At 68.8% G+C, this 26,788-nt stretch carries 21 protein-coding genes, 1 tRNA gene and 2 riboswitches; of the genes, 8 read left to right on the top strand and 14 right to left on the bottom strand.

Translation table 11 applies throughout. The annotated features are described in order from the left end of the window. Window positions 1-27: 27 nt before the first annotated feature. From gcvP to ACOCMH_RS16025, 4 genes are all read right to left on the bottom strand, one after another. A complete protein-coding gene (gene gcvP, locus ACOCMH_RS16040) occupies window positions 28-2,958 on the bottom strand; it encodes an aminomethyl-transferring glycine dehydrogenase (protein WP_427311861.1) in 2,931 nt (976 codons plus the stop codon). A 98-nt stretch (window positions 2,959-3,056) separates the two neighbouring features. Beyond that, window positions 3,057-3,437 carry a glycine cleavage system protein GcvH gene (gene gcvH / locus ACOCMH_RS16035; RefSeq protein WP_018006183.1) on the bottom strand — a complete coding sequence of 127 codons (381 nt, stop codon included), beginning with the start codon at window positions 3,435-3,437 and terminating at the stop codon, window positions 3,057-3,059. Window positions 3,438-3,546: 109 nt separating this feature from the next. Further along, window positions 3,547-4,686 (bottom strand): glycine cleavage system aminomethyltransferase GcvT, encoded by a 1,140-nt coding sequence (gcvT, locus tag ACOCMH_RS16030; RefSeq protein WP_427311859.1) that lies wholly within the window; start codon window positions 4,684-4,686, stop codon window positions 3,547-3,549. Window positions 4,687-4,781: 95 nt separating this feature from the next. After that, a riboswitch (glycine riboswitch) is annotated at window positions 4,782-4,906 on the bottom strand. Between the two features lie 21 nt (window positions 4,907-4,927). Then, a riboswitch (glycine riboswitch) is annotated at window positions 4,928-5,014 on the bottom strand. A gap of 75 nt (window positions 5,015-5,089) precedes the next feature. Then, on the bottom strand, window positions 5,090-5,317 hold the full coding sequence (locus ACOCMH_RS16025; RefSeq protein WP_171516216.1) for a glycine zipper 2TM domain-containing protein: 228 nt from the start codon (window positions 5,315-5,317) through the stop codon (window positions 5,090-5,092). A 286-nt stretch (window positions 5,318-5,603) separates the two neighbouring features. On the opposite strand from ACOCMH_RS16025, the gene ACOCMH_RS16020 reads away from it, so the two are divergent. Next, window positions 5,604-7,709: a UvrD-helicase domain-containing protein gene (locus tag ACOCMH_RS16020; protein WP_427311857.1), complete on the top strand. Its 2,106-nt coding sequence runs from the start codon at window positions 5,604-5,606 to the stop codon at window positions 7,707-7,709. Between the two features lie 22 nt (window positions 7,710-7,731). On the opposite strand, the gene ACOCMH_RS16015 is transcribed toward ACOCMH_RS16020, so the two are convergent. After that, window positions 7,732-8,859: an ABC transporter substrate-binding protein gene (locus ACOCMH_RS16015; protein ID WP_427311855.1), complete on the bottom strand. Its 1,128-nt coding sequence runs from the start codon at window positions 8,857-8,859 to the stop codon at window positions 7,732-7,734. Window positions 8,860-9,069: 210 nt separating this feature from the next. Here ACOCMH_RS16015 and hemN point away from each other — a divergent pair, with 210 nt between their 5' ends. Beyond that, window positions 9,070-10,527 carry an oxygen-independent coproporphyrinogen III oxidase gene (hemN, locus tag ACOCMH_RS16010; protein ID WP_427311853.1) on the top strand — a complete coding sequence of 486 codons (1,458 nt, stop codon included), beginning with the start codon at window positions 9,070-9,072 and terminating at the stop codon, window positions 10,525-10,527. A gap of 86 nt (window positions 10,528-10,613) precedes the next feature. On the opposite strand, the gene ACOCMH_RS16005 is transcribed toward hemN, so the two are convergent. Then, window positions 10,614-11,522, bottom strand: coding sequence for a c-type cytochrome (locus tag ACOCMH_RS16005; protein WP_427311851.1), 909 nt, complete (start codon window positions 11,520-11,522; stop codon window positions 10,614-10,616). Window positions 11,523-11,986: 464 nt separating this feature from the next. Between ACOCMH_RS16005 and ACOCMH_RS16000 the strand changes: the two genes are divergently transcribed. The 3 genes from ACOCMH_RS16000 to arfB all read left to right on the top strand — a co-directional run bounded on the left by ACOCMH_RS16000 (window position 11,987) and on the right by arfB (window position 13,473). Beyond that, window positions 11,987-12,062, top strand: a tRNA-Arg gene (locus ACOCMH_RS16000). A 162-nt stretch (window positions 12,063-12,224) separates the two neighbouring features. Beyond that, window positions 12,225-13,040, top strand: a complete 816-nt coding sequence (locus ACOCMH_RS15995; protein WP_427311849.1) for a MipA/OmpV family protein — start codon at window positions 12,225-12,227, stop codon at window positions 13,038-13,040. A 28-nt stretch (window positions 13,041-13,068) separates the two neighbouring features. Continuing rightward, window positions 13,069-13,473 carry an alternative ribosome rescue aminoacyl-tRNA hydrolase ArfB gene (gene arfB / locus ACOCMH_RS15990; protein ID WP_427311847.1) on the top strand — a complete coding sequence of 135 codons (405 nt, stop codon included), beginning with the start codon at window positions 13,069-13,071 and terminating at the stop codon, window positions 13,471-13,473. A gap of 10 nt (window positions 13,474-13,483) precedes the next feature. Here arfB and htpX read toward each other — a convergent pair whose 3' ends face one another. Together htpX and ACOCMH_RS15980 are read right to left on the bottom strand one after the other, a co-directional pair. Beyond that, entirely contained in the window at window positions 13,484-14,362 is an 879-nt protein-coding gene (gene htpX, locus ACOCMH_RS15985; RefSeq protein ID WP_427311845.1) for a protease HtpX, read from the bottom strand. A gap of 125 nt (window positions 14,363-14,487) precedes the next feature. Then, a complete protein-coding gene (locus ACOCMH_RS15980; protein ID WP_427311843.1) occupies window positions 14,488-14,826 on the bottom strand; it encodes a hypothetical protein in 339 nt (112 codons plus the stop codon). A 191-nt stretch (window positions 14,827-15,017) separates the two neighbouring features. Here ACOCMH_RS15980 and ACOCMH_RS15975 point away from each other — a divergent pair, with 191 nt between their 5' ends. The 3 genes from ACOCMH_RS15975 to ACOCMH_RS15965 all read left to right on the top strand — a co-directional run bounded on the left by ACOCMH_RS15975 (window position 15,018) and on the right by ACOCMH_RS15965 (window position 17,081). Beyond that, window positions 15,018-15,497, top strand: coding sequence for a Cd(II)/Pb(II)-responsive transcriptional regulator (locus ACOCMH_RS15975; protein WP_427311841.1), 480 nt, complete (start codon window positions 15,018-15,020; stop codon window positions 15,495-15,497). A gap of 492 nt (window positions 15,498-15,989) precedes the next feature. Then, window positions 15,990-16,406 carry a nucleoside diphosphate kinase regulator gene (rnk, locus tag ACOCMH_RS15970; protein ID WP_427311839.1) on the top strand — a complete coding sequence of 139 codons (417 nt, stop codon included), beginning with the start codon at window positions 15,990-15,992 and terminating at the stop codon, window positions 16,404-16,406. Window positions 16,407-16,667: 261 nt separating this feature from the next. Then, complete coding sequence (locus tag ACOCMH_RS15965) at window positions 16,668-17,081, top strand: hypothetical protein (RefSeq protein WP_171516207.1); 414 nt, start codon at window positions 16,668-16,670, stop codon at window positions 17,079-17,081. A 157-nt stretch (window positions 17,082-17,238) separates the two neighbouring features. On the opposite strand, the gene ACOCMH_RS15960 is transcribed toward ACOCMH_RS15965, so the two are convergent. The 6 genes from ACOCMH_RS15960 to hyi form a co-directional block, all read right to left on the bottom strand. Then, window positions 17,239-20,385 carry a multidrug efflux RND transporter permease subunit gene (locus ACOCMH_RS15960; RefSeq protein ID WP_427311836.1) on the bottom strand — a complete coding sequence of 1,049 codons (3,147 nt, stop codon included), beginning with the start codon at window positions 20,383-20,385 and terminating at the stop codon, window positions 17,239-17,241. A gap of 300 nt (window positions 20,386-20,685) precedes the next feature. Next, window positions 20,686-21,552, bottom strand: a complete 867-nt coding sequence (gene ypfJ, locus ACOCMH_RS15955) for a KPN_02809 family neutral zinc metallopeptidase (RefSeq protein WP_427311834.1) — start codon at window positions 21,550-21,552, stop codon at window positions 20,686-20,688. 248 nt (window positions 21,553-21,800) lie between these two features. After that, a complete protein-coding gene (pyk, locus tag ACOCMH_RS15950) occupies window positions 21,801-23,264 on the bottom strand; it encodes a pyruvate kinase (protein ID WP_427311832.1) in 1,464 nt (487 codons plus the stop codon). Window positions 23,265-23,339: 75 nt separating this feature from the next. Next, the gene (locus ACOCMH_RS15945; RefSeq protein ID WP_427311830.1) at window positions 23,340-24,653 is read right to left on the bottom strand and encodes a glycerate kinase type-2 family protein; all 1,314 of its coding nucleotides are present in this window, start codon (window positions 24,651-24,653) and stop codon (window positions 23,340-23,342) included. 101 nt (window positions 24,654-24,754) lie between these two features. Next, window positions 24,755-25,675 carry a 2-hydroxy-3-oxopropionate reductase gene (locus ACOCMH_RS15940; RefSeq protein ID WP_171516202.1) on the bottom strand — a complete coding sequence of 307 codons (921 nt, stop codon included), beginning with the start codon at window positions 25,673-25,675 and terminating at the stop codon, window positions 24,755-24,757. A 266-nt stretch (window positions 25,676-25,941) separates the two neighbouring features. Further along, window positions 25,942-26,724, bottom strand: coding sequence for a hydroxypyruvate isomerase (gene hyi / locus ACOCMH_RS15935; protein ID WP_427311828.1), 783 nt, complete (start codon window positions 26,722-26,724; stop codon window positions 25,942-25,944). Window positions 26,725-26,788 lie beyond the last annotated feature (64 nt).

The following is a 26,788-nucleotide window of genomic DNA, read 5'->3' as shown; positions in this document are numbered from 1 at the left end:
AGCTTAGCTTCTGGCCGGGGTGCCGGCTCAGTCCACCACGTAGTCGCTGACCGGCACGCAGGCGCAGAACAGATTGCGGTCGCCATACACGTTGTCGGCACGGCCGACCGGCGGCCAGTACTTCTGCGTGCGCAGCGACGCCACCGGGTAGGCGGCTTCCTCGCGCGTGTACTGGTGGGTCCACTCGTTGGTGGTCACCACCGCTGCGGTGTGGGGCGCGTGCTTGAGCGGGTTGTCGTCGCGGTCGAAGGTGCCGTCGGCGACGCGGCCGATCTCCTGGCGAATCGCGATCATGGCGTCGATGAAGCGGTCCAGCTCGTGCAGCGCTTCGGACTCTGTCGGCTCGATCATCAGTGTGCCCGGCACCGGGAAGCTCATGGTGGGCGCGTGGAAGCCGTAGTCCATCAGGCGCTTGGCCACGTCTTCATTGCTGATGCCGGTTTCCTTCTGCAGCGGACGCAGGTCCAGGATGCACTCGTGCGCGACCAGGTCATGCTGGCCGGTGTACAGCACCGGGTAGTACGGCGCCAGGCGCTTGGCGACGTAGTTGGCCGCGAGGATCGCGTTCTCGGTGGCGGCGGTCAGGCCGGCCGAGCCCATCATCGCGATATACATCCACGAGATCGGCAGGATGCTGGCCGAGCCGAACGGCGCCGCCGACACGCCGCCGATGCCGCGCTCGTCGCGGCGGTAGCCGACGCTGTCCTGGTTGGGCAGGAAGTCCGCCAGGTGCGCCCCGACCGCGACCGGGCCCACGCCCGGGCCGCCGCCGCCGTGCGGGATGCAGAAGGTCTTGTGCAGGTTCAGGTGCGACACGTCGCCGCCGAACTGCCCCGGCGCGGCGGTGCCGACCATCGCGTTCATGTTGGCGCCGTCGACGTACACCTGGCCGCCGTGCTGATGCACGATCTCGCAGATCTGCTGCACGCCCGGCTCGAACACGCCGTGCGTGGACGGGTAGGTGATCATGATCGCCGCCAGGTTCTGGCTGTGCTGCCCGGCCTTCTTCGCCAGGTCGTCCAGGTCGACGTTGCCGTTCTCGTCGCAGGCCACCACCACCACCTTCATGCCGGCCATCTGCGCCGACGCCGGGTTGGTGCCGTGCGCCGACGACGGGATCAGGCAGATGTCGCGATGGCTTTCGCCGCGGCTGGCGTGATACGCATGGATGATCAGCAGCCCCGCGTACTCGCCCTGCGAGCCGGCGTTGGGCTGCAGGCTGACCGCGGCATAGCCGGTGGCGGCGCACAGCATGGCCTCGAGCTGGTCGATCATCTCGCGGTAGCCCACGGTCTGGTCCAGCGGCGCGAACGGGTGGATCTGGCTGAACTCGGGCCAGGTCACCGGGATCATCTCGCTGGTGGCGTTCAGCTTCATCGTGCACGAGCCCAGCGGGATCATGGTGCGGTCCAGCGCCAGGTCCTTGTCGGCCAGCATGCGCAGGTAGCGCAGCATTTCATGCTCGGCGTGGTGCGTGTTGAAGACCGGGTGCGTCAGGTAGGCACTGGTGCGCGCCAGCGCGGGCGGGAAGGCATCGTCCGCGGCGGCCTCGAGCTTGTCGAAGTCCACCTCGGCCGGCAGCGGCTTGCCTTGCGTAAAGATCTCCCACAATGCGATCACGTCGGCGCGGGTGGCGGTCTCGTCCAGCGAGATGCCGACGCGCGTGGCGCCGGCATGGCGCAGGTTGATGCCGCGCGCGGTGGCGGCGGCATGGATCGCATCGGTGTTGAAGCCGGTTTCCAGCGTCAGCGTGTCGAAGAAGCTGGCGTTGGTGCGCGCGAAGCCGAGCGCTTCCAGGCCCGCGGCCAGGGTCGCGGTCAGGCGATGCACGCGTTGCGCGATGCGCTTCAGGCCCTGCGGGCCATGGTAGACGGCGTACATCGACGCCATCACCGCCAGCAGCACCTGCGCGGTACAGATGTTGGAGGTCGCTTTCTCGCGGCGGATATGCTGCTCGCGCGTCTGCAGTGCCAGGCGGTAGGCCTTGTTGCCTTGCGCATCGATGGTCACGCCCACCAGCCGGCCCGGCATCGAGCGCTTGAACGCGTCCTTCACCGCCATGTAGCCGGCGTGCGGGCCGCCAAAGCCCAGCGGCACGCCGAAGCGCTGCGAATTGCCCACGGCCACGTCGGCACCCCATTCGCCGGGGGCGGCAATCAGGGTCAGCGCCAGCAGGTCGGCGGCGGCCACCACCAGGCCGCCGGCGGCGTGCACGGCCTCGGCAATGGCGCGGTAGTCGTTGATGTCACCGTTCACGCCCGGGTATTGCAGCAGCACGCCAAAGGCGCCCGCGGCGGCGGCATCGGCGGCGGGCCCGACCTTGACTTCGATGCCCAGCGGCAGCGCGCGCGTGCGCACCACTTCCAGCGTCTGCGGCAGCACGTCGTCGGCGACGAAGAAGGTGTTCGAGTCGTGCTTGTTCACGCGCTGCAGCAGCGTCATGGCCTCGGCCGCTGCGGTGCCTTCGTCCAGCATCGACGCATTGGCGATGTCCAGGCCGGTCAGGTCGGTGACCATCTGCTGGAAGTTCAGCATCGCCTCCAGGCGACCCTGCGAGATCTCGGGCTGGTAGGGCGTGTAGGCGGTGTACCAGGCCGGGTTCTCGAAGATATTGCGCAGGATGACGCCGGGCGTGATGGTGTTGAAGTAGCCCTGGCCAATAAAGCTCTTCAGTACCTTGTTCTTGCCGGCGAGGGTGCGCAGCTTTGCCAGCGCCGCCTCTTCGCTCAGCGGCTCGGTGAACTCGCCCATCGGCATGCCGTCGCGGCGGCGGATGGCGGCGGGGATCACGGCGTCGATCAGCGCGGCGCGGCTGTCATAGCCGAGCGCCTTCAGCATGTGCTGCTGCTCGGGGGTATCGGGGCCGATATGGCGGGCGGCGAAGGCGTCGCGCGCCTCCAGTTCGGCCAGCGTGGGCCGGGTTGCTTGGGCGGCGTTCATGGGCAGCGGGGCGTTCATGGGCAAGAACCTCGTGGTGGGCGCAGCGGCAGGTGGTCAGCCGTGCCGCGGCGCCGCGAATGCGGTGTGCCGATCCCTGGCGCGGGACCGGCGGGCGATCAGGCGCCGACGCTGGCCTTGTAGGCGTCGGCAGACATCAGGCCGTTGACGTCGTCGCCATTGGCCGGCTTGAGCTTGAACAGCCACGCGTCGAAGGCGTTGGCGTTGACGCTTTCCGGCGCGGCCGTGGCGGCCTCGTTGACGGCGATCACTTCACCGGCCACCGGGGCGTAGATGTCGGACGCCGCCTTCACCGATTCCACCACGGCCAGCGCGTCGCCGGCACCGACCGACTTGCCCACTTCAGGCAGTTCCAGGAAGACGATGTCGCCCAGCGCATCCTGGGCGTGGTCGGTGATGCCGATGGTGAGCGTGCCGTCAGCTTCGACGCGCACCCACTCATGCGACTCGGTGTACTTGAGGTCAGCGGGGAAATTCATGAAGGTTCTCCGGATTCAGATCTGTTTCTTGTTGGGTGATGCCTGCCCGGCGCGAATTGCATGACGCGCCGGCAGGCGAGGGCGACCGTTGGGTGAGCGGGGCTTTCCCTTAGCTCACGAGTGCCTTGCCATGACGCACAAACGGCAGTTTAACCACAGTCGCGTTGAGTTTGCGGTCGCGGATCTCCACCTGCACGGTGTCGCCCACGTTCACGCCCAGCGGCAGGCGCGCGAACGCAATCGATTGCGACAGCGAGGGGCTGAAGGTGCCGCTGGTGATTTCACCGTCACCGGCGGGGGTAATGACTTTCTGGTGGGCGCGCAGCACGCCGCCCGCTTTTCCTTCCGTCGGACGCAGGATCAGGCCGAGGAACTGTTGCTGCTGGCCGTTGGCGGCCAGCGCCGCCTTGCCGGTGAAGTCACGCTCGCTCTGCAGGTCGACGGTCCACGCCAGGCCCGCGTCCAGCGGCGAGACGTTGATATCCATGTCCTGGCCATACAGGTTCATGCCCGCTTCCAGGCGCAGCGTGTCGCGCGCGCCCAGGCCGGCCGGGCGCACGCCCGCGGCATTCAGTTTTTCCCACAGGCCGGCGACGCTGGCTGCCGGCAGCACCAGCTCGAAGCCGTCTTCGCCGGTGTAGCCGGTGCGCGCCACCATCACTTCGCCCAGGGCGGGGTCCTGCACCACCACGGCGTTGAAAGGCTTGAGCGCATCGGAAGGCTGGGTCGAGGGGAAGGTGCTCCACACCCTGGCGCGGGCGTTGGGCCCTTGCACCGCGACGATCGCCAGCGGCTGCACGCCTTCCGGCGCGACGTCTTCACGGCGCGGGGTGATGGTCACGCCGCTGCCCGTGGCGTCGTTGCGGGCGCGGATCCAGTCGATGTCGCCCACCGCGGTGCCGGCGTTGACCACCAGGCGGAAACGGTCCTCGGCGAAGAAATAAACGATCAGGTCGTCGATGACGCCGCCGTTCTCGTCGAGCATGCACGAATAGAGCGCCTTGCCGGGGGTCTGCAGCTTGTCGACGTTGTTGGCCAGCAGGCCGCGCAGGAAGCTGCGGGTATTGGGGCCGGCGAGATCGACCACGCACATGTGCGAGACGTCGAACATGCCGGCATCGGTGCGCACGGCGTTGTGCTCTTCGATCTGGGAGCCGTAGTTGACCGGCATGTCCCAGCCGCCGAAGTCGACCATGCGGGCGCCGAGGGCGCGGTGGATAGCGTTGAGGGGCGTGGCCTGGAGCGTCATGGGATCCTCGGGGGCAGTCTCGGTTGGCGAAAACAAAAAAGGGTCATCCGCCGCAACGATCACCTGGCCGTGATGCCAGGCAATCCGCTGCAGCGGATGACCCCTCTGTCCTCGATACCTGAGAGATTACGAGGCGGACCGGGTCGATCCCATCCTCGCGCGCCCCTTCGGTGGGCACGCTCGCCACGAATGGCGGGTGCCGCTCTCCAGAGTGCGGCATGCATCGTGTGCATGTTGCATGCCGATCCGACCGGTCCGTGGTGCCTGAGAGTTTTCGGGTGATACCCCTTCGGCGGCGCAGTTCTGCGCGCTCTCCCGGTCGGATGCGCGCAATGTACGGGAGGCCCCGGCCTTTGTCAAACCACCGCCGGAGCCTGCCGTACCCGGTGCTGCGTGGCCGGATTTACTTCTTCTTGTCGTCGGTGACCACGTTGCCGATGACGCCGCCCACCGCGGCGCCTCCCAGCGTACCCAGCGCGCTGCCGTCCGTAAGGACGGCGCCGCCGACGGCGCCGGCACCCGCGCCAATGGCGGTATTACGCTGCTTCGGGGTCATGTCCGCGCAACCGGCAAAGGCCGCGACCGTCATGCCGATCAGGGTCACCTTGGTCAAAGCTTGCAGGGATTTCATGGTTTGGCTCCGATGTGATGATTTATGCATGCCCAAGTCCTCCGACAGGCCGAGGGACACACTTGTTAGAGCGTCGTATTGCGCAATCGGCTCCGGGCTTTACGAAGTGTTACGCCGGTGACACAAACAGCCCTGCGCACGCGGATTACGCTGACTGACCTGCCACCGCGTGCGTGTTAACATCGGCAGCTTTGCCGCCGGTCCTGTTGACGGGATGCGGCGCGCCCCGCCTGCCTCGCCGCCCTTTCCGATCGAATCCCTTGCCGCCCCCAAAGCGCCTTCCCGCATGACCCATGGCCTGAACCCCGCCCAATCCGAAGCCGTCCGCTACCTGGACGGGCCTTGCCTGGTGCTGGCCGGCGCGGGCTCCGGCAAGACCCGGGTGATCACGCAGAAGATCGCGCATCTGATCGAGGACAAGGGCTTCGAGCCGCGCCATATCGCCGCCGTCACGTTTACCAACAAGGCGGCCAAGGAAATGCAGGAGCGCATCGCCAAGCTGATGGAGGGCAAGACCACGCGCGAGGGCAAGCGCATCCCGCTCAGGCAGCTGACGGTCTGTACCTTCCATTCGCTGGGCGTGCAGATCCTGCGCATGGAAGCCGAGCACGTCGGCCTGAAGCCGCAGTTTTCGATCATGGATTCGGACGACTGCTTCGGCCTGATCCAGGAACAGCTGGGCACCACCGACAAGAAGCTGATCCGCGGCGTGCAAAGCACGATCTCGCTGTGGAAGAACGGCATGGTCGACCCCGAGGCCGCGATCGCGCAGGCCGCGGTCTCCGGTAATGCCGACGAACACCAGGCCGCGCTGGTCTACCGCAACTACGTCGCCACGCTGAACGCGTACCAGGCCGTGGATTTCGACGACCTGATCCGCCTGCCCGCGGAGCTGTTCGCGCGCAATGAAGCGGTCCGGCTCAAGTGGCAGAACCGCCTGCGCTACTTCCTGGTCGACGAATACCAGGACACCAACGCCTGCCAGTACCAGCTGCTCAAGCTGCTCGCGGGCGGCTCGCACCTGCGCGCGCCGGCGTTCACCGCGGTGGGCGACGACGACCAGGCCATCTACGGCTGGCGCGGCGCCACGCTGGACAACCTGCGCGGGCTGCAGACCGACTTCCCGGACCTGAAGGTGATCAAGCTGGAGCAGAACTACCGCTCCACCGTGCGCATCCTGGAAGCGGCCAACGCCGTCATCGCTAACAATCCCAAGCTGTTCGACAAGAAGCTGTGGAGCGAGCACGGCATGGGCGACCCGATCGCCATCCACCCGATGAACGACGAGGAGCACGAGGCCGAGTCGGTAGTGTTCCGCCTGTCCGCGCACAAGTTCGAGCGCCGCGCGCAGTTCCGCGACTACGCCATCCTGTACCGCGGCAACCACCAGGCGCGGCTGTTCGAGCAGATCCTGCGGCGCGAGCGCATCCCCTACGTGCTGTCGGGCGGCCAGAGCTTCTTCGACAAGGCCGAGATCAAGGACATCTGCGCCTATCTGCGCCTGATCGCCAATCCCGACGACGATCCCGCCTTTATCCGCGCCATCACCACGCCGCGCCGCGGCGTCGGCAACACCACGCTGGAAGTGCTGGGCACGTTTGCCGGCCAGGCCAAGGTGTCGCTGTTCGAGGCGGCCATGATGGGCGGCATCGAGGGCAAGCTGCAGCCGCGCCAGCTCGAACCGCTGCGCGTGTTCTGCGAATCGATGGTGCGGCTGGCCGACCGTGCCGCGAAGGACCCGGCCACCGAGGTGCTCGACGACCTGATGGCAGGCATCCACTACGAGGCCTACCTGTACGACAGTTTTGACGAACGGCAGGCGCAGTCGCGCTGGACCAATACCCTGGAATTCCTCGACTGGCTCAAGCGCAAGGGCACCAAGCCCGAGGGGACGGAGGGCGAGGCAGCCACCGGCTTCGACACTGCCGACGGGTTCGGCAGCGAAGGCAAGAACCTGCTCGAACTGACGCAGACCGTGGCGCTGATGAGCATGCTCGAAGGCCGCGAGGAAGATCCCGACGCGGTGCGGCTGTCCACGCTGCATGCGTCCAAGGGGCTGGAGTATCCGCATGTGTTCCTGGTCGGCGTGGAAGAGGGCATCCTGCCCCACTGCCGCGAGGACGAGGACATGAGCGACGAAAAGATCGAGGAAGAACGGCGCCTGATGTACGTGGGCATTACGCGCGCGCAGCGCAGCCTGCATGTCAGCTGGTGCAAAAAGCGCAAGCGCGCGCGAGAAACCTATTCGTGCCAGCCGTCGCGCTTTATCGGCGAGATGAAGCTGGAAGAGGCACCCGCGCCGGTCGACGCGACTCCGGCGATGAGCCCCAAGGACCGCCTCGGCGCGCTCAAGGCGCTGCTCGGCAATGGCGGCAAGGCAGTCGCAGGCTGAGCCGTTCCGGCGCGGTCGAACGCTACTTCGCGCCTGACACGGCCAGCGTGACGTACTGCGAGCCGCGCTGCCCGCGCGTGAAGTCGAGGGTGAAGTCACCCACGTCGAAGCGCCCCTGCAGCGCCCGCCGCAGTTCGGCCGGGCCGCCCGCGCGCACCCCCTGCAGGGCCCGCGCCAGCCAGGCGGCGCCGATATAGCCGGCCAGCGTCGCCGGCGACGGCGGCTCGTCGAGGTACTGCTTCATGCGCGCCACGTGTTCCTTCACCACCCGCAACGTGGCCTGCTGCGGGCCCGGCGCCACCTGGGTCAGCACCAGGCCGCCGGCGTAGCCGCGGCCCAGGATCTCGCGCGCGGCATTGGCGCTGACCGAGGACAGGCCGACCAGGAACCCGTACCAACCCTGGGCCGCCAGCTCCCGGCCCAGTTCGGCATAGGCCAGGGTGTCGCCGGCGACGATCACCGCGCCCGGACGCGTCGCCGCAATGCGCCGGGCCGCGGCTGCGCCGGTGCCTTCCAGCAGCACCGCGCGGGTGCCGGCCTGCGCCTCCAGCCGGGCCAGCGACGAGACGGCAAAAACCGGTGCCACGGCCAGCGCGAGGCGCGTCAGTCCGTAGCCACGCAACTGCTGCGCGGCGGCGTCGAGTTCAGCCTGGTAGTCGGCCCGCGTGAACCAGACATTGTCGGCGGCCAGCGCCAGCCCCGACAGCGGCGCCACGATCTGCATGCCGCGCCGGGCCAGTTCGGCGGATGACGCCAGTGCGGGCAGCAAGCGGTCGCCGGGGCCGAACAGCAGCCCGGCATGCTCGGTATCGGCGAGCGACACCGCCTGCGCCAGCGCGCGGCGCAGATCCGGATCCGCATCGCGCACGACATGCAGGATGCGCACCGGGCCGCCGCCGGCGTTGACGGCATCGAACATGACCTTGGCGCCGGCCAGGTAGTCACGCGCCAGGTCGGATTGCGCGCCGTTGCGGTCGAGCAGATGCCCGACCACCACCGTGCGCGGCGCCTGCGCCAGGGCGGGAAGCGCAGGCAGGGCCAGCGCCATGCCGGTCGCGGCAAGCAGCCGGCGCCGGCCGGCGGGTGCCGGCAGTTGGCCGCGCAGCACTGGGTACGGCGCGGGCGTTGGGGATCGGCGGGAAAGTGACATGGCCAGGAAAGGGAGGGATTGCGCGGGCGCGGTGGCGCGCAGCGTACCCGTCACCCGTGACGCCAATGTGACGCACGCGCGCAGGTTGGCGGGGCGCGATACTAGCGGCCCCGGCTCCCGCTTGACGGCGGTCAAGCCCCTGGCGCCGGCACGGTCCTACGATGACGTGTCACACACCCATTCCCCCGCGCCCCCATGAACCCGTCTGCCATGACTCCCCCCGCGCTCGACCGCGGCGCCCTCTCCGACTTCCGCGCGCTGGCCGGGCGCATCGACGGCAACGGTCCGCGCTATACCTCCTACCCGACCGCGGACCGGTTCCACAACGGTCCCGACCTGTCGCTGTACCACGATGCGCTGGACGCCTGCCGCGCCGACGCGCCGGCGCCGTTGTCGCTGTACCTGCATATCCCGTTCTGCGAGAACATCTGCTACTACTGCGGCTGCAACAAGATCATCACCCGCGACCACGGCCGCAGCGCGCGCTACGTCACCTACCTGGGCCGCGAGATGGCGCTGGTGGCCGGGCGCCTGGGCACGCGCCGGCAGGTGCTCCAGTCGCACTGGGGCGGCGGCACGCCGACCTTCCTGAACCCGGAAGAAATGCGCCGGGTGATGGCCTTGCTGAACACGCACTTCACGCTGGCGGCCGAGGGCGAGCACTCGATCGAGATCGACCCGCGCCGCGTCGACCAGGACCGCATGGCGCTGCTGGCCGAACTGGGCTTCAACCGCGTCAGCCTGGGCGTGCAGGATTTCGACCCCGAGGTGCAGCAGGCCATCCACCGCATCCAGCCGTTCGAGGAGACCCGCGCCGTGGTCGATGCCGCGCGCGCGCTGGGCTTCCGCTCGGTCAGCCTGGACCTGATCTACGGCCTGCCGCACCAGACCGCGGCGCGCTTTGGCCGCACCATCGACCAGGTGCTGGCGCTGCGACCCCACCGGCTTTCGGTCTACAGCTACGCCCACCTGCCGCATGTGTTCAAGCCCCAGCGCCGTATCGACGAAACGGCGTTGCCGCCGGCCGGCGAGAAGCTCGACATCCTGGTCTCGACCATCGAGAGGCTGACCGCCGAGGGCTATGTCTATATCGGCATGGACCATTTCGCGCTGCCCGACGACGACCTCGCCGTGGCCCAGCGCGAGGGCCGGCTGCAGCGCAACTTCCAGGGCTATTCGACGCACGCCGGCTACGACCAGGTGGGGCTCGGCATCTCGGCGATCGGCGCGATCGCCGGACGCTACGTGCAGAACGCGCGCACGCTCGACGACTACTACGGCGCGCTCGACCAGGGCCGCCTGCCGCTGGCGCGCGGCCTGGCGATGACGGCCGACGACCACTTGCGGCGCGAGATCATCGGCGACCTGATGTGCCATGGCGTGCTCGACCTTGCCGGCATCGAGGCGCGGCACGGCATCGATTTCAACCTGACCTTCGCCGCGGAGCTGGCCGAGCTGGGCCGCCTGTCCGCGGACGGGCTGGTGCGCTGCGAGCCCGGCCGCATTACCGTGACGCCGCTGGGCCGGCTGCTGGTGCGCCGCGTGGCGATGGTGTTCGACCGCTACCTGCGCGACGACGCCGCGCGGCCGCTCGACAACGGTGCCCGTGCCGCCAACGACGGCGCCCAGCCGATCCGCATCGTGCCGCGCTACTCGCGCGTGGTGTAACGCGCAACGATCCGCCCGGACACGGCTGACACGAGCACGAAAAAAAACCGCGCAAAATGCGCGGTTTTCTTGCGACGGGAGCCGGCTTACTTGGCGGCGTTGGCCATGTAGTCCGAGGCGGCGATCACATCGGCGTCGGGGCCGGCATAGCCGCCCTTGGGCGGCATCACGCCCTTGCCCTTGAGCGCAAAGTTGTGGACCGCATCCATGCCTTCCTTCAGGCGCGGGGCCCAGGCGGCCTTGTCGCCGAACTTGGGCGCACCGGCCACGCCGGCGGCGTGGCAGGCGGCGCAGACTTGCTCGTAGACCTTCTTGCCCACTTCGGCCGAGGCCGCTGCAGGCGCGGCCGGTGCGGCGGCAGCCGCTGCGGGTGCCGGGGCGGCAGCGGCGGCCGGAGCAGCCGCAGCGGCAGGGGCCGGCGCCGCCGCAGCAGCCGGCGCGGCGGCTTCAGAGGCTGCGGCGGTGGCGGGTGCGGCAGCGGCCGGGGCAGCCGGCTCGGGGAACTTGGCACCACCGGCGTCGGCCATGTAGACCACGGCGCGGGACAGTTCGTAATCGGTGTAGTCGTCCGGGGTGCTGCCGGCGCGCGGCGGCATCGCGCCCTTGCCATGGAGCACCGACTTCATCAGGCCTTCGAAGCCCTGGCCGATGCGCGCGGACCAGTCGCCGGCGTTACCGTACTTGGGCGCACCCGCCGCGCCGGTGGCGTGGCAGGCGGCGCAGATTTCCTTGTAGACCTGTTCGCCGGTCTTGAACACGCGCGGCGCGTTCGGATCCTTGATTTCGAGCGAGGCGACCGGCTTGATGCGGTCGTTGACGGCTTCGGCGGTGGTGACCGCGCCGGCGCTTTCGGTCGAGCCGTGTCCGACGAAGTTGACCAGCAGGATGATCACGATGATCGGCACCAGGAACGCCGCGATCACGACTGCGATCAACTGCTTCGGGGTTTTGATGGGAGACTCGTGTTCGGGGTGTTCGTTGTGGACGTCGCTCATACAGAACTCTCAGTTTTGCAGGAAACCTTCTGGCCGCTTACGCTCGGCTTGCTTTTTCTGGCCCTGGCGTGGCCTTTCGCTGACCACTATCCGGCCCCATCCGGACCGCCCGCGCTCCCCTGCGGCCCTTGCCTGACTTGGGTCTGTTGCCATTTGCGTACCTCGGACTGTCTCCCGGGCCGGGGCCCGATTGTCGCCCACAACCAGCCGCGCGGATTTGACCCCGGTCGACTCGTTGCGCCGGCGGCGCGACGGGCACGATTTGACGCAAATAGCTCGTGATTATAGCGCCAAAGCCCCCCTGCCAGTGCCAAAAAGCGGCGGTTGCGAGACGTTCCCTGACGCCCGTGGCGGCCCCGCATGGACGGCGCCCGGCAAAAGCGGTATCCTATGCGACTTTCCTGCGGCGGCATTCGCCCGCCGCAACCGCTGTACCCGCAAAACCGGTTGCAAAACCGTCCCGCGCGCCCGTAGCTCAATGGATAGAGTACTGCCCTCCGAAGGCAGGGGTTGCTGGTTCGATCCCAGCCGGGCGCGCCAAATTTCCTCCGATGTGCCATGCAACGACCGCCCCGGCGGGGAAGCCTTAATTCGCGCGATGAAAACTTTCAGCACGCGTTTGGCGGTGCCGCTCGACGGTGCTGATAGATTCACACACTCCACCGAGTCTGGCGCGTCACCGGCGCCGTTCCGCCGAGAGTCATGGCGATTCCAAAGAACATCCTTCGCGGGCTGGCAGGACTGGCGTTCGCCGGCGCAGGCGCGGCAGCCGTTGCCACACCGCTGGACCTGCCCGGCTCCTTGCCCAATATGGCCGGCCTGGGCGTCGGTTCCACCACGGAATTTGCCGGCGGCAAGGACCGCATGATCGGTGTGGTGCCCGGCGTGCGCTATGTCACGCCGGGAGGACGCCTGCTGGAATGGTACGGACCTTATGCCCAGTTCAATTTCGGCGGGCTGACCGGGTTCCAGTGGGGGCCGGCGGTGGGCTTGCGGCTGGGCCGCAATAACGTGGACGACCCGGTGGTGTCGCGCCTGCACGAGATCGACACCACGGTCGAGGCCGGCGGTTTCATCGGCTACGAATACCTGAACCAGGGGCGCATCCCGTGGCGGCTGCGCGGCGGCATCAACGTGATGACCAATGCCGGCATCGTCTATGGCGGGGCGCGCGTGGCGGCAACGGGTTCGCTGTGGGTGCCGCTGCACCCGCGCCTGTACGCGGGCGCCGGGCTTGGCGCGACCTGGGTCAGCGGCAGCTTCAACCGCACCTATTTCGGCGTGACCCAATCCGACGCGGTCGCCAGCGGGCTGCCGGCCTACAGCCCTGGCGGCGGCCTGGAGCAGTTCACCGGCTGGCTGGCGATGATCTGGCAGTTCGACAAGAACTGGTATGGCGGCGCCATGGTGTATGGCCAGCGCCTGACCGGCGATGCCGCCGACAGCCCGATCGTGACCCAGCGCGGCACCCGCAACCAGATCACCTACGGCGTCGGCCTCGCTTATACCTGGCGCTAGCACCGGCGGTGCTTGCTATGATCGGACCATGACCGACGACCTAGCCATCCCCCATCACGAATACCTGATCACCGCGATCCGGGCGCAGGGGGCGGGCGGCCAGAACATCAACAAGGTGTCCAATGCCGTGCACTTGCGCTATGACGTGCGCGCGTCGTCGCTCCCGCCCGACCACAAGGAACGGCTGCTGGCGCTGCACGACCATCGCATCACGCGCGACGGCGTGGTGGTGATCAAGGCGCAGCAGTTCCGCAGCCTCGACCAGAACCGCGACGAGGCGGTGCGGCGCCTGCACGAGCTGGTGCGCAGCGTGGCCACGCCGCCGCGCGTGCGCCGGCCGACGCGGCCGACGCTGGCGTCGCGCCAGCGCCGGCTGGAGGGCAAGAGCCAGCGCAGCCAGGTCAAGTCGCTGCGCGGCCGGGTGTTCGACTGAGCCGCTGGCGTCAGCGCGCCGACTGCAGCGCGGCGATGCGCTGCTCGATCGGCGGGTGGCTCGAGAACAGCGCCATCCACGACTTGCCGCCGGCGATGCCCATCGCCTGCAGGTTCTGCGGCAGTCCGTCCGGATCGAGCCCGCCCAGGCGGCGCAGGGCCGCCACCATCGGCGTGGGCGTGCCCATCATGCCGGCGGCGCCGGCATCGGCGCGGAACTCGCGGCGGCGCGAGAACCAGGCCACGATGATGCTGGCCAGGATGCCGAACACGATCTCGCACACGATCACCGTGACCATGTAGCCGATGCCGGGGCCGCTCGACTCCTCATCGTTCTTGCGCAGCATCGAATCGACGAAGTAGCCGACCACGCGCGCCAGGAAGATCACGAAGGTGTTGACCACGCCCTGGATCAGCGTCAGCGTGACCATGTCGCCGTTGGCGACGTGCGCCACTTCGTGTGCCAGCACGGCCTCCACCTCTTCGTGCGACATCGATTGCAGCAGGCCGGTGGACACCGCCACCAGCGAGCTGTTTTTGGTCGACCCGGTGGCGAAGGCATTGGGTTCGCCTTCGTAGATGGCCACTTCCGGCATCGGCAGGCCGGCGCGCTGCGCCAGCTTTTCGACGGTCTGCACCAGCCACAGCTCGGTGCTGGTGCTGGGGTGGGTGATGACCTGCGCGCCGGTCGACCACTTGGCAATGGTCTTGGACATCAGCAGCGAGATAAAGGCGCCGCCGAAGCCCATCAGCGCGGCAAAGGCCAGCAGCATGCCAAGGTTGAGCCCGTTGGCGGTCAGGAAGCGGTTTACCCCGAGCACGCTGGCGGTGATGCTGAGGACAAGCATGACGGCGAGGTTGGTCGCCAGGAAAAGCAGTACGCGTTTCATGTGAGTGGGGAGCAGTAGGTGTAGCGCATGGCAGCGCAAGGATGCGGTCGGACCGCAGGCGCGCGCCGCACGCTAGGGCGCGGCACGCGGGTTCAGGCGGGCGCGGCCGGGCCGCGCCGGGAAGATCAGGCGGCGCGCGGCGGGCGCGGCAGCCGTGGCAGGTCTGGTTCGGGCAGCACGGCGCCGGCATAGCGCGGCGGCCCGCTGCGGCCGGCCGCGGCGGCCAGGCGCAAGGGCGGCGGGGGCAGCAGCTGTTCAGCCAGGTCGGCGCCAGGCTGCCACTGCGGCTCGGCGGCTTCGGGGACCGGCAAGGAATCGCTGGCGGGGTTGCCCGCCGCGGCCACGTCGGCAGCGTCGTCTGCGTTGAGGGCGATGGCTGGTGCGGCCGCGACTTCGGCGGTGGTCGCCACCGCGTGCGCGAACGTCGCCGCCCCACCCGGCAGGGGCAGGGAGGCCAGCATCATGACCAGCAGGAGCAGCCGCAGGGCGCGCACGAGAGGGACGGCTTATCGATGAAAGAGGAAGGAATTCTACAGGATGCCGCATGGCCGCACTTGCCCGTCCACCGGCCGAACGTCGACGCCTGCAGGATGTGTGAGACTGGACTAAACTACCCCTACCCTGTAGTTGTTACAGGGTATGGCGAGGATCAGCGATGCGTATCGGCGAACTCTCACGGTCCAGCGGCTGCGATGTCGAGACCATCCGCTATTACGAGCGCGAAGGGCTGCTCGACGCGCCCCGGCGCGAGGCCAACGGCTATCGACGCTATGACGACGGGCACCTGGTGCAGCTGAATTTCGTGCGTCATTGCCGTTCGCTCGGAATGAGCTTGTCCGACGTACGGCGACTGCGCGAGTTCGAGCGCAACCCGTCGCGCGACTGTGACGATATCAACACGCTACTGGACCGCCAGATCGCGCAGATCCATGCCCAACGTGTGGCGCTCGAGGCGCTGGAGGGCCAGCTGCGGGCGCTGCGCGAGACCTGCCGCCATCATCAGCCGGCCAGCGAATGCGGCATCCTGCAGAATCTGCAGCAGGCCGCCGCCGGGGCCGGTTGCGAATGCCATGCCGCCGGGCAGGATGGCGCGCACGAAGGCGCCGCGCAAGCCGGGCATGCCGCCAACGGGTGACGACCGCGCCCGTGCCACTATGCTACGATGCCTGTTCCCGGGTCCGCACCAGCACGGTGCACAGGCCTGACGGCAGCCAGCCTGCCGAACCCTCCGCTGCGACGGACCTGATTTTCCGCATGACCATGACTGATCGCCTGACGCCGATGCCCGATGCGCCTGTCCGCCCGATGCGGACCGGCCGCGCACGCCCGTCCGCGGTTGCCATGGCCCCCAGCCTGCCCCAGCGCGCGAAGCGCGCGATGTCTCCCCGCCGGATCAGCGCACCGCCTGATTCCGCCCGGTTCCCAGCCTGATTCGTCTCCCCAAGCGGGGCCCGGGCCGAACCGGGCCCGAGCCAGCGTTTCCGTTGTTGCCGGCGATCGCCGCAACGCTTTTGCCGATCCGTTGATGCCCGCGCCGCTGCGCGGCAAGCCAACCCGCAAGACCTGACCGCCGCCGCCCGCCATACCGGCCGGCCGCGCCCACCCACGACTGCCCGGAGGACCCGCCATGACGGCCACCACCCAGACCGCCACCCTGTACCTGACCGAACTCGACGTCACCCGCCTGGAGCGCATCGCCAGCCGCGCCGGCTCCGCCCAGCTCGAGGACATGCTCGACAGCCTGCTGGCGCGCGCCACCGTCGTCGCGCCCGAGGAGATTCCGACCGATGTGGTCACCATGAACACCCGCGTGGTGTGCACGCTGCCCGGCGAGCAGGCGCCGCGCCACTGGACCCTGGTGTACCCCGACGCGGCCGACTTCGACGCCGGCCGGCTCTCGGTGCTGTCGCCGGTGGGGCAGGCGCTGCTGGGCGCGCGCGCCGGCCAGACCGTCAGCTACCGCCTGCCCGATGGCCGCGAACAGCAGGTAAGCGTGGCCGAGATCGCGTTCCAGCCCGAAGCCAGCGGCCAGTACACGCTCTGAACGCCGGCCCCGCGGGTGCCGCCGCCGCCACGCGCACGCGCGCGCGGCGGCGTATCGCCGGCGATCCGTGGACACCATTCGTCGGCAAGCCGGTCGTTTCACGACTCGCAACGCACCATTCGTCGCAGCGGTATTTCTGCTGGCGCGGGCTGTGACTAATCTTCAGTCCGTGCTCGCATCGCAACATAGATTGCAGGGCGGCCGGAGTCTCATCCCGGACCTTACAAGAAAGAACGACGAAATCAGTTGAAGGAGTCCCAAATGATCGCCAGACGTATCCTTGGCGGCGCGCTGGTGTTCGCGGCGGTAGCCGCGTCCGCTGCAGCGATGGCTGCCCCCGCTGCCAGCAAGGTTGGCAAGTTTGATGTGTATGCCGACGCGCTGCGGGTCGGCAAGTACGACGTGTATACGGACGGCGCCAAGCAAGGCAAGTTCGACACCTATACCGACGGCGCCCGCACCGGCCGCTTCGATCCGTACTCCGAAGGTTCGCGCCGCGATGGCAAGTTCGACAGCTTCAGCGAAGGGGCGCACAGCTTCAGCGGCGAGATCTCGAAGCAGGGCAAGTTCGATACCTTCAGTGAAGGCACGCACACGTTCACGGGTGACGTGGCCGAGCGCGCGCTCGACAATTCGCGCACCGGCGACGGCTCGCTGTACGGCTATCGCGTCTGATACCGGGGTCTGCCTCAAGACCTCGCGCGGCCACTGCGGTGGCCGCAAGTTTTCTCTCCCGCCTGCCCGGCCGACCTCCTCCTCCTTCTCTCTTCGCCTGGCAGGCGTTTTTCTATTCCGTGACGCCGCTGCCGCATCGGCATCCGCCTGAAGGCGGCTATGCCGAGGGCGGCGGCATCGCCGTTGCCTCGTGTTCCGGTGCCGGCCGCGCGCGCGGCAAGCGGCGCGCGATGGCCGCGTACAGCAGCGGCACCGCCAGCGTGCCCAGCACCGTCGCGCCCAGCATGCCGCCCAGCACGCCGGTGCCGACCGCCTGCTGCGCACCCGCGCCGGGGCCGGTGCTGATGGCCAGCGGCACCACGCCCAGCACGAACGCCAGCGAGGTCATCACCACCGGCCGCAGGCGCTGGCGCGCCGCGCGCGTGGCAGCTTCCACCCCGTCCATGGCGCCGCCGGCGCCGCGCCGCAGCTGCTCGGCATATTCGACGATCAGGATCGCGTTCTTGGCCGCCAGCCCCATGATCACCACCACGCCCACCTTGAAGTAGACGTCGTTGGGCATGCCGCGCAGCCAGATCGCGGCCGCCGCGCCCATCAGGCCGGTGGGCACGATCGCGATCACCGCCAGCGGCAAGGTCCAGCTTTCATACAGCGCCACCAGGCACAGGAAGATGAACAGCAACGACAGCGCAAACAGCCACGGCGCCTGCGTGCCGGTCTGTTCCTGCTCATAGGCGCGGCCGGTCCAGCGCACGTCGTATTCGGGCCCCAGCTCGCGCACCAGTTCGGCCAGCCGCGTCATCGCCGCGCCGGTGGTGTAGCCCGGCGCCACTTCGGCATTGATGCGCACCGAGCTGAAGCCGTCGAAGCGTTCCAGCGTGACCTCGCCGCGCCCCCATTCCAGCGTCGCGAAGGCGGCCAGCGATACCATCGTCCCCTGCGCATTGCGCACATGCACGCGCGCCAGCTGTTCGGGCTGCATGCGGAACGGGGCGTCGGCCTGCAGGATCACGCGCCGCACGCGGCCTTCGCGCGCCACTTCATCGATATAGCGCGAGCCCAGCGCCGCCGACAGCGTGTGGTGCACGGCTTCGGCATCGACGCCGAAGGCCTCGGCCTTGCGGTAGTCGATGTTCAGGTCGAGCGCCGGCACGGGCTGGCCGGTGGTGGCCCGCACCTCGCCCAGCACCGGGTCCTGCCGGGCGCGCTCGATCAGCTTGTCGCGCGCGGCGAAGAGCGCCTCGCGCCCCACTGGCTGGCGCGCTACCAGGCGCAGGTCCAGGCCGCCGATGCTGCCCAGTTCCGGCAGCGCCGAGCTGTTGTAGGCGAACAGTTGCGCGGCGCCACGGCCGGGCCAGCTTTCCAGGCCGGCCGAGAGCCGCTCCAGCACCGCCGGCGCGGTGTGCTCGCGCCCGCGCGCGTGCCAGTCGGCCAGCCCGATAAACAGGCTGGCGCGCTGCTCGCCACTGCCGCCGCTGGACCAGCCCAGCACCGCAAAGCTCGAGTGCACCGGGTAGCGCTGCTCGCGCATCCACTGCTCCAGGCTGGCGACGAGGCGGCGCGTGTCGGCCTGCGTGCTGCCGGCAGGCAGCTCGACATCGACCACGATCTCGCCGGTATCCTCTTCCGGCAGGAAGCCGCTCGGCATTTTCCACAGCGCATAACCGCACGCCAGCGTCAGCGCCAGGTACACCGCCAGCCAGCGCAGCCGCCGGCGCTGCAGCGCCTGGACCCAGCCGGCATAGCGGCCGGTGAACGCGGCGAAGCGCGCATCGAACCACGCCAGCGGCCCGCGCGCCGGCGCCGCGCTGTGGCGCAGCAGGCTGGCGCACATCGCCGGCGCCAGCGTCAGCGCAAAGAACAGCGAGAACGCGATCGATACCGCCAGCGTCACGGCGAAGTGCCGGTAGATCACGCCCACCGCGCTGCCGAAGAACGCCATCGGCACGAACACCGCGCACAGCACCAGCGTCACCGCGACCAGCGCGCCGGAGACTTCGCGCATCGAGCGCGCCGCGGCCTGCATCGCGCCCACGCCATCGGCGCGCATGATGCGCTCGACGTTTTCCACCACGACGATGGCGTCGTCGACCAGGATGCCGATTGCCAGCACCACGCCGAACAGCGTGATCACGTTCAGCGACAGGCCCAGCGCGTACAGGCAAGCGACCGTGCCCAGCAGCGACACCGGCACCACGATGCACGGGATCAGCGTGGCGCGCAGGTTGCCGAGGAACAGGTACAGGATCAGGAATACCAGTACCGTGGCCTCGACCAGGGTCAGCACCACGCGCGAAATCGACGCCTTGACGAAGGTGGCGCCGTCGTACGAGATCTCATAGCGCACGTCGCCCGGGAAGCCTTTGCTGGCGGCATCCAGCGCGGCGCGCACGGTGCGCGAGGTCTGCAGCACGTTGGCGCCATCGGCCAGCTTCAGGCCGATCGACGCGGCATTGCGCGTGTTCAGCGTGGAGCCATAGCGGTAGTCGCTGGCGGCCAGTTCCACCCGCGCCACGTCGCGCAACAGCACCGCCGAGCCGTCGGTGGCGGCGCGCACCACGATGCGCCCGAACGCCTGCGCATCGCGCATCGGCGCGGGCGGGCGCACGATGGCCTGGAACGGCTGGCCCGGCACGGCGGGCGCGCCACCCAGCTGGCCGGGCGTCACGTTTCCGTTGCGCGCGCGGATGGCGGCTTCGACCTCGGCCGTGGTCAGGTTGAAGGCGTGCAGCTTGTCGGGGTCGAACCAGATCCGCAGGGCGTACTCGGCGCCGTATGGCTCCGCCTTGCCGATGCCAGGCAGGCGGCGCAGCAGCGGCAGCACCGAGCCTGCGGCAAAGTCGCCCAGCGCGGTCTCGTCCAGCTGGCCGCTGTCCGAGACCAGCGACACATACATGAAGGCGCTGCTGCTGGCTTGGTCGACATAGACCCCGCCGCGGCGCACCGCTTCGGGCAGCAGCGGCTCGGCCTGGGCCACGCGGTTGCGCACGTTGACCTGCGCCAGTTGCGGGTCGGTGCCCTGGCGGAAGCCCAGCGTCACCGTGGCGGTGCCGCCCTCGCTGCTGGAATCGAGATAGAGCAGGCCGGGGATGCCGTGCATCTGCTGCTCCAGCACCGCGGTGACGCGATCCTCGACCGTGCGCGCGGACGCGCCGGGGTAATCGGCATAGATGATCACCGTGGGCGGCGCCACCGCCGGGTACTGGGCGATGGGGATGCGGTTCAGGGCCACCAGGCCCGCCACTACGGTCAGGATGGCCAGCACCCAGGCGAACGCCGGGCGCTTCAGGAAAAACGACGCCATGTCAGGTCAGGGCTGGCACGGGCGCACGGCAAGTGCAGATCGGCCGCGGCTCCGGTGCGGTTGGAACGGAACGGCTTGGGTGCGGAGACGCCGCCAAGACTGCGGCAAGTGGTGCGTACCGAGGTACGGGGTCCGGCGGGAAGGGAGCCGGCGCTGCGGCGGGAAGGATCGGCAACGATCAACGCCGGCGACCGGCCGTCATACTGCGGCCTTGCCGGCGATTATAGACAGGGAAGCGGACCTGGACAACGCAAACGTCACATTCCCGCCCCCCACGGAGGTTGGGGGAGGCGAGGGCGCCTACAGGTCGCGCGCGGCGAAGGCGTCGCACTTGCGGATGTCGCCGGACTCGAGGCCGCGGCGCAGCCAGCGCACGCGCTGCTCGCTCGAGCCATGGGTAAACGCTTCCGGCACGACATAGCCCTGCGACCGGCGCTGCAGCCGGTCGTCGCCCACGGCGGCGGCGGCCTTCAGGCCTTCCTCGATATCCCCGGGTTCCAGCAGTTGCTGGTTGGCGCGCTGCGCGGTGGCTGCCCACACGCCGGCCAGGCAGTCGGCCTGCAGCTCGACGCGCACTGACAGCTGGTTGGCCTGCGCCTCGCCCATGCGGCGGCGCGCGTTGTCCACCTTGTCCGAAACGCCGAGCAGGTTCTGCACATGGTGGCCGATCTCGTGCGCGATCACATAGGCCTGGGCAAAGTCGCCGCCGGCGCCGAAGCGCTGGCGCAATTCATCATAGAAGGCCAGGTCGATATAGACCTTCTGGTCGCCGGGGCAATAGAACGGGCCCATCGCCGACTGGCCGGTGCCGCACGCGGTCGGGGTGGCGCCGGAGAACAGTACCAGCGTCGGCGGCGCATAACGGCGGTTCAGCTGGGTTTCGAAAATGTGTTGCCAGGTGCGCTCGGTATTGCCCAGCACCTTGCGCGTGAACACGGTCATCTGGTCGGTCGCGGGCGGGCGGTTGGCCTGCTGCTGTTGCTGCGGACCGGAGCCCTGCAGCACCGACGCGCCCTGCATGATCAGCATCGGGTCGATGCCGAAGAAGTACGACGCCGCCAGCGCGATGATGACCGTGCCGATGCCGATCGACTTGCCGCCAAGGCCGCCGAATCCACCGCGGCGGTCTTCAACGTGCTGGCTTTCGGCGTCGTCATCTAGGCGCATGGGGGCTCCGGGGGGGGCGTGGGGAAGTGGACAGGGAAAGATGGAATTCAGTATAGCAATCCGCGCTTCCCCGCTGGCCCCCGGGGCGTCGCGCCGGGCCGGCCCCGCGCGCCGGCGGGCCAAAAAAAAACACCGCCCACTCGCCCTGGAGACGGGCAATGCGGGCGGTGTGCGGCAATGGCAAAGAAACCGGGTTGCACCCGGTTCCGTCATGGCATGGACGTCCCCGAGCGGGAACGCGCGCGCGCTCAGGCCAGCGCGGCCTCGCGTGCCGCCGGCGCGGCGGCCAGCGCGCCGGCACCCACTTCGGCCACGCGCAGCAGGTTGGTGGTGCCGCCCTGTCCGAACGGCATCCCCGCGGCAATGGTGATCTGGTCACCCGGCGCGGCATAGCCTTCGGCGACGGCCGCGCGCGTGGCGGCCTCGACCATTTCGTCGACGCTCTGCACGTCCGGGCTCACGGTGGAGTGGATGCCCCACGCAATTGCCAGCCGGCGCGCGATCTCAAGGTTGGGCGTGATGCTGACGATGGGCGCGCAGGGCCGCTCGCGCGCGGCGCGCAGCGCGGTGGCGCCCGACGAGGTGTAGGTCACCGTTGCCGCCGCGCCGATGATCTGCGTGACTTCGCGCAGCGCGGCGCAAATGGCATCCTGGCGCGTGTTCAGCGGGGTCTCGTGCTGCGCGTCGAGCAGGTTGCGGTACAGCGGATCGCGTTCCGCCTCGGTGACGATGCGGTTCATCATCGACACCGCCGGCACCGGGTAGCGGCCATTGGCCGACTCGGCCGACAGCATCACCGCATCGGCGCCTTCATAGATGGCGTTGGCCACGTCCGACGCCTCGGCACGCGTCGGCACCGGCGAGTCGATCATCGATTCCAGCATCTGCGTGGCGATCACCACCGGCTTGCCCAGCTGGCGGCACACGCGCAGGATGCGCTTCTGCACGCCGGGCACGCGCTCGGGCGGCAGTTCCACGCCAAGGTCGCCGCGCGCCACCATGACCGAATCGGACACCCGCACGATTTCTTCCAGCTGCTGCAGCGCGGCCGGTTTCTCGATCTTCGACAGGATGCCGGCGCGGGTGCCGACGATCTCGCGCGCCTCGACGATGTCGGACGGGCGCTGCACGAACGACAGGCCGATCCAGTCAGCGCCCAGCGACAGCGCGAAGTCCAGGTCCTTGCGGTCCTTCTCGGTCAGCGCGGGGATGGGGATGACCGCGTCGGGCACGTTCACGCCCTTGCGGTCGGACAGCGAGCCGTTATTGGCGACGCGCGTGGTGATGGTGCCGGTGGTGACCGACTCGATCGCCAGGCGCACCTTGCCGTCGTCGATCAGCAGCGACTGGCCCGGCTGCGCGGCCTGGAACAGCTCCGGGTGGGGCAGGTAGACGCGGGTGCCGTCGCCCGGCGTCGGATCGCTGTCGAGCACGAACACATCGCCGGTGCGCACCGCGACCTTGCCGGCGGCGAAGGTGCCGATGCGCAGCTTCGGACCTTGCAGGTCGGCCAGCACGGCGATGGGGCGGCCGGTCTCGGCCTCGACCTGGCGCACCGCGTCGTAGCGCGCGCGGTGGTCGTCGTGGGTACCGTGGCTGAAGTTCAGCCGGAACACGTCCGCGCCGGCCTCGAACAGCGCGCGGATTACCGCGATGTCGGTGCTGGCGGGGCCGAGCGTGGCCACGATCTTCGCTTTGCGCTGGCGTCTCATGATGTCTCCTCTTCCATTCTCGGGTTGCGGCGCGTCGGCGCCGCGAGTCAATTGGTACTACGTTGGCGGCGATCGTCAGACGATCAGGATCGCGCGGAAGTCGTTTACGTTGGTGCGGGTCGGGCCGGTGACGATCAGGTCGTCCAGGCCGGCGAAGAAGCCGTAGCCATCGTTGTTCTCCAGGTGCGCGCGCGCATGCAGCCCGCGCGCGGCGGCGCGGGTCAGCGTGTCGGGCGACAGCAGGGCGCCGGCGTTGTCTTCCGAGCCGTCGATGCCATCGGTGTCGCAGGCGATCGCGTGCACGCCGGGCAGGCCGTCGAGCGCGACCGCCAGCGACAGCAGGAATTCGGCATTGCGCCCGCCACGGCCCTTGCCGCGCACGGTCACGGTGGTCTCGCCGCCGGACAGGATCACGCAGGGCTTGCTGAACGGCTGGCCGCGCTGCGCGACCTGGCGCGCGATGGCGGCATGCACTTCGGCGACTTCGCGCGCTTCGCCTTCGATGCAGTCCGAAAGGATATGGGCCGCGAAGCCCAGTTCGCGCGCACGCGCCGCGGCGGCTTCCAGCGATTGCTGCGCGGTGGCCAGCGTCACGCTGCGGTGGCCGTTGAAGCGGGCATCGCCGGGCTTGGGGGTTTCGCCGGCGCCGCTCTCAAGGTGCGCGCGCACGTTGGCCGACACGTCGATGCCGTACTTGGCGATGACCGCCAGCGCATCGGCGCAGGTGGTCGCGTCGGGCAGCGTCGGGCCGCTGGCGATCAGGGTCGGGTCATCGCCGGGAATGTCGGAAATCAGCAGCGTTTCCACGCGCGCCGGTGCGCAATGCAGCGCCAGGCGGCCGCCCTTGAGCGCCGACAGGTGCTTGCGCACGCAGTTCATCTCGCCGATGCTGGCGCCGCTCTTGAGCAGCGCCTTGTTCACGGCTTGCTTGTCGGCCAGCGTCAGGCCCGGCGCGGGCGCGGCCAGCAGCGCGGAACCGCCGCCGGAGATCAGGCACAGCACCAGGTCGTCGGCAGTCAGCCCCTGCACCAGTTCCACCATGCGCTGCGCGGCGCGCGCGCCGGCTTCGTCGGGTACGGGGTGGGCGGCTTCGACCACTTCGATGCGCTGGCAATCGGCGCCATGGCCGTAGCGCGTCACCACCAGTCCGGACAGCTCGCCTGGCCAGTTCGCCTCGACCGCCTGCGCCATGGCCGCGGCGGCCTTGCCGGCGCCGATCACCACGGTGCGGCCCCGGGGCGGTGCCGGCAGGTGTGGCGGCAGGCAATGGCTGGCGCTGACGGCGGCGACCGCGGTATCGAACAGGTCGCGCAGCAGCGCGCGCGGTTCAGCGTTGGCTGCCGTGCGCTGGGGCGACAGCAGGGCGGCTTGGGGTTCGGTGACGAGCATGAAGATTCCTGGGTGCTGACAGGTACGCGGGGTACTGCGGGTACGAATCGGGGACTTCAAAGCGTGTCGTCCCCGCGGGGCGGGGACGACAGCGTTGCTACTTACTTGGCGTTGGCGATCTGGTGGTTAGACATGATCTCGATCGCGCGGCACAGGGCCGAGTGATCCTGCTTGCCCAGGCCGTTGGCGGCGCAGGTATTGAACAGCTCCTGCGCGGTGGCGGTGTTGGGCAACGCCACGCCCAGCGCCTTGGCACCCTGCAGCGCCAGGTTCAGGTCCTTCTGGTGCAGTTCGATGCGGAAGCCCGGGTCGAAGGTGCGCTTGACCATGCGGTCGCCGTGCACTTCCAGGATGCGCGAGGCGGCGAAGCCGCCCATCAGCGCCTCGCGCACCTTGGCCGGATCGGCACCAGCCTTGGAGGCGAACAGCAGCGCCTCGGACACGGCCTGGATGTTCAGCGCGACGATGATCTGGTTGGCCACCTTGGTGGTCTGGCCGTCGCCGTTGCCGCCCACCAGCGTGATGTTCTTGCCCATCAGCTCGAACAGCGGCTTGACCTGGTCGAAGGCCTCTTGCGGACCGCCGACCATGATCGTCAACGATGCCGCCTTGGCGCCCACTTCCCCGCCCGACACCGGCGCGTCCAGGTACGAAGCGCCCAGCTTGTTGATGCGCGCGGCGAAGTCCTTGGTGGCGATCGGCGAGATCGAGCTCATGTCGACCACGATCTTGCTGTAGCTGGCTTCCTTGCCGGCGGCCTTGAACGCGGCAGCAACGCCCTTTTCGCTGAACAGCACCGCTTCCACGTGCGGGGTGTCCGGCACCATGACGATGATGATGTCGGCACGCTTGGCGACTTCCTCGGCGCTGGTGCAGACGGTCACGCCTGCATCGACCAGCGCCTGCGGGGCGGGGTTGACGTCATGCACGAACAGTGTGTGGCCAGCGGCGCGCAGGTGGCCCGCCATCGGCGCGCCCATGATGCCCAGGCCGATGAAGCCGACGTTGCGAGTGGTTGCCATGTTGATGTCTCCTTAGATTGAAAAACTAAAACGAAGCCAGCGGTGTTGGGTGCTCCCAAGCCGCCCGAACTGGCCTCAGCAAGGTGTTCTCCCTCTCCCCTCATGGGGAGAGGGCGGGGTGAGGGGTGGGCTAGTTAGGTGCCACATCAAGCGGGGCCTGCGGTTTTTTCCAGCACAACGCCCGTTGAAGCACCCGCCCTCACCCCCGCCCCTCTCCCGCTAGCGGGAGAGGGGAGCAAACAAGCGGGTATTGAAAAGCCGGGTAGTTACTGCACGCCGTGCGCGGCGCGCCAGCCCAGGCCGGCCTCGGTGGTGGTCTTCGGCTTGTACTCGCAGCCGATCCAGCCGGTGTAGCCGATTTCATCGAGGAACTTGAACAGGTACTGGTAGTTCAGTTCGCCCGTGCCCGGTTCATTGCGGCCCGGGTTGTCGGCCAGCTGGATGTGCTTGATCTTCGGCAGGTTGGCCTTGATGGTGTTGGCGATCTCGCCTTCCATCCGCTGCATGTGATAGATGTCGTACTGCACGTACAGGTTGGGCGCGTTGACCTGGGTGATCAGGTCCAGCGCCTGCTGCGTGCGCGACAGGAAGAAACCGGGGATGTCGAAGGTGTTGATCGGCTCGATGAGCAGGTCGATCTGCTCGGCGGCCAGCGCGCCGGCGGCAAAGCGCAGGTTTTCCACCAGCGTTTCCTGCGCCTGCTCGCGCTTGACGTTCTGCGGCAGGATACCGACCAGGCAGTTCAGCTGGCGCACGCCCAGCACCTTGGCGTACTTGACGGCCTCGCCCACGCCGTCCTGGAATTCGCCGACGCGGTCCGGGTGGCAGGCAATGCCGCGCTCGCCCGCGTCCCACTTGCCGGCGGGCAGGTTGTGCAGCACCAGATCGAGCTGGAAGCGGTTCAGGCGGTCAGCAATCTGGTCCGCGTGGAACGCATAGGGAAACAGGAATTCCACGCCGCGGAAGCCCGCGCGCGCGGCGGCTTCGAAGCGGTCGAGAAAGCCCGCTTCGTTGAACAGCATGGTGAGGTTGGCCGCAAGTTTGGTCATTTTGTCATCTCCTGTGACTTGGTTTTTTGTGCGCCATCCGCGCTGGCGCGGGGATGGCGATCTG

The organism is Cupriavidus sp. H39 (assembly GCF_050271075.1).
In the GTDB taxonomy this organism is placed as follows: domain Bacteria; phylum Pseudomonadota; class Gammaproteobacteria; order Burkholderiales; family Burkholderiaceae; genus Cupriavidus; species Cupriavidus necator_B.
Note: the sequence above shows the minus strand (reverse complement) of the source record. Positions and strands in the feature narration are given on the sequence as shown.

Excerpts from the sequence above, each read along its gene's own strand:
- gcvP (WP_427311861.1), bottom strand. The coding sequence starts at position 2,958 with ATGAACGCCCCGCTGCCCATGAACGCCGCCCAAGCAACCCGGCCCACG.
- gcvH (WP_018006183.1), bottom strand. The coding sequence starts at position 3,437 with ATGAATTTCCCCGCTGACCTCAAGTACACCGAGTCGCATGAGTGGGTG.
- gcvT (WP_427311859.1), bottom strand. The coding sequence starts at position 4,686 with ATGACGCTCCAGGCCACGCCCCTCAACGCTATCCACCGCGCCCTCGGC.
- ACOCMH_RS16025 (WP_171516216.1), bottom strand. The coding sequence starts at position 5,317 with ATGAAATCCCTGCAAGCTTTGACCAAGGTGACCCTGATCGGCATGACG.
- ACOCMH_RS16020 (WP_427311857.1), top strand. The coding sequence starts at position 5,604 with ATGACCCATGGCCTGAACCCCGCCCAATCCGAAGCCGTCCGCTACCTG.
- ACOCMH_RS16015 (WP_427311855.1), bottom strand. The coding sequence starts at position 8,859 with ATGTCACTTTCCCGCCGATCCCCAACGCCCGCGCCGTACCCAGTGCTG.
- hemN (WP_427311853.1), top strand. The coding sequence starts at position 9,070 with ATGACTCCCCCCGCGCTCGACCGCGGCGCCCTCTCCGACTTCCGCGCG.
- ACOCMH_RS16005 (WP_427311851.1), bottom strand. The coding sequence starts at position 11,522 with ATGAGCGACGTCCACAACGAACACCCCGAACACGAGTCTCCCATCAAA.
- ACOCMH_RS15995 (WP_427311849.1), top strand. The coding sequence starts at position 12,225 with ATGGCGATTCCAAAGAACATCCTTCGCGGGCTGGCAGGACTGGCGTTC.
- arfB (WP_427311847.1), top strand. The coding sequence starts at position 13,069 with ATGACCGACGACCTAGCCATCCCCCATCACGAATACCTGATCACCGCG.
- htpX (WP_427311845.1), bottom strand. The coding sequence starts at position 14,362 with ATGAAACGCGTACTGCTTTTCCTGGCGACCAACCTCGCCGTCATGCTT.
- ACOCMH_RS15980 (WP_427311843.1), bottom strand. The coding sequence starts at position 14,826 with ATGATGCTGGCCTCCCTGCCCCTGCCGGGTGGGGCGGCGACGTTCGCG.
- ACOCMH_RS15975 (WP_427311841.1), top strand. The coding sequence starts at position 15,018 with ATGCGTATCGGCGAACTCTCACGGTCCAGCGGCTGCGATGTCGAGACC.
- rnk (WP_427311839.1), top strand. The coding sequence starts at position 15,990 with ATGACGGCCACCACCCAGACCGCCACCCTGTACCTGACCGAACTCGAC.
- ACOCMH_RS15965 (WP_171516207.1), top strand. The coding sequence starts at position 16,668 with ATGATCGCCAGACGTATCCTTGGCGGCGCGCTGGTGTTCGCGGCGGTA.
- ACOCMH_RS15960 (WP_427311836.1), bottom strand. The coding sequence starts at position 20,385 with ATGGCGTCGTTTTTCCTGAAGCGCCCGGCGTTCGCCTGGGTGCTGGCC.
- ypfJ (WP_427311834.1), bottom strand. The coding sequence starts at position 21,552 with ATGCGCCTAGATGACGACGCCGAAAGCCAGCACGTTGAAGACCGCCGC.
- pyk (WP_427311832.1), bottom strand. The coding sequence starts at position 23,264 with ATGAGACGCCAGCGCAAAGCGAAGATCGTGGCCACGCTCGGCCCCGCC.
- ACOCMH_RS15945 (WP_427311830.1), bottom strand. The coding sequence starts at position 24,653 with ATGCTCGTCACCGAACCCCAAGCCGCCCTGCTGTCGCCCCAGCGCACG.
- ACOCMH_RS15940 (WP_171516202.1), bottom strand. The coding sequence starts at position 25,675 with ATGGCAACCACTCGCAACGTCGGCTTCATCGGCCTGGGCATCATGGGC.
- hyi (WP_427311828.1), bottom strand. The coding sequence starts at position 26,724 with ATGACCAAACTTGCGGCCAACCTCACCATGCTGTTCAACGAAGCGGGC.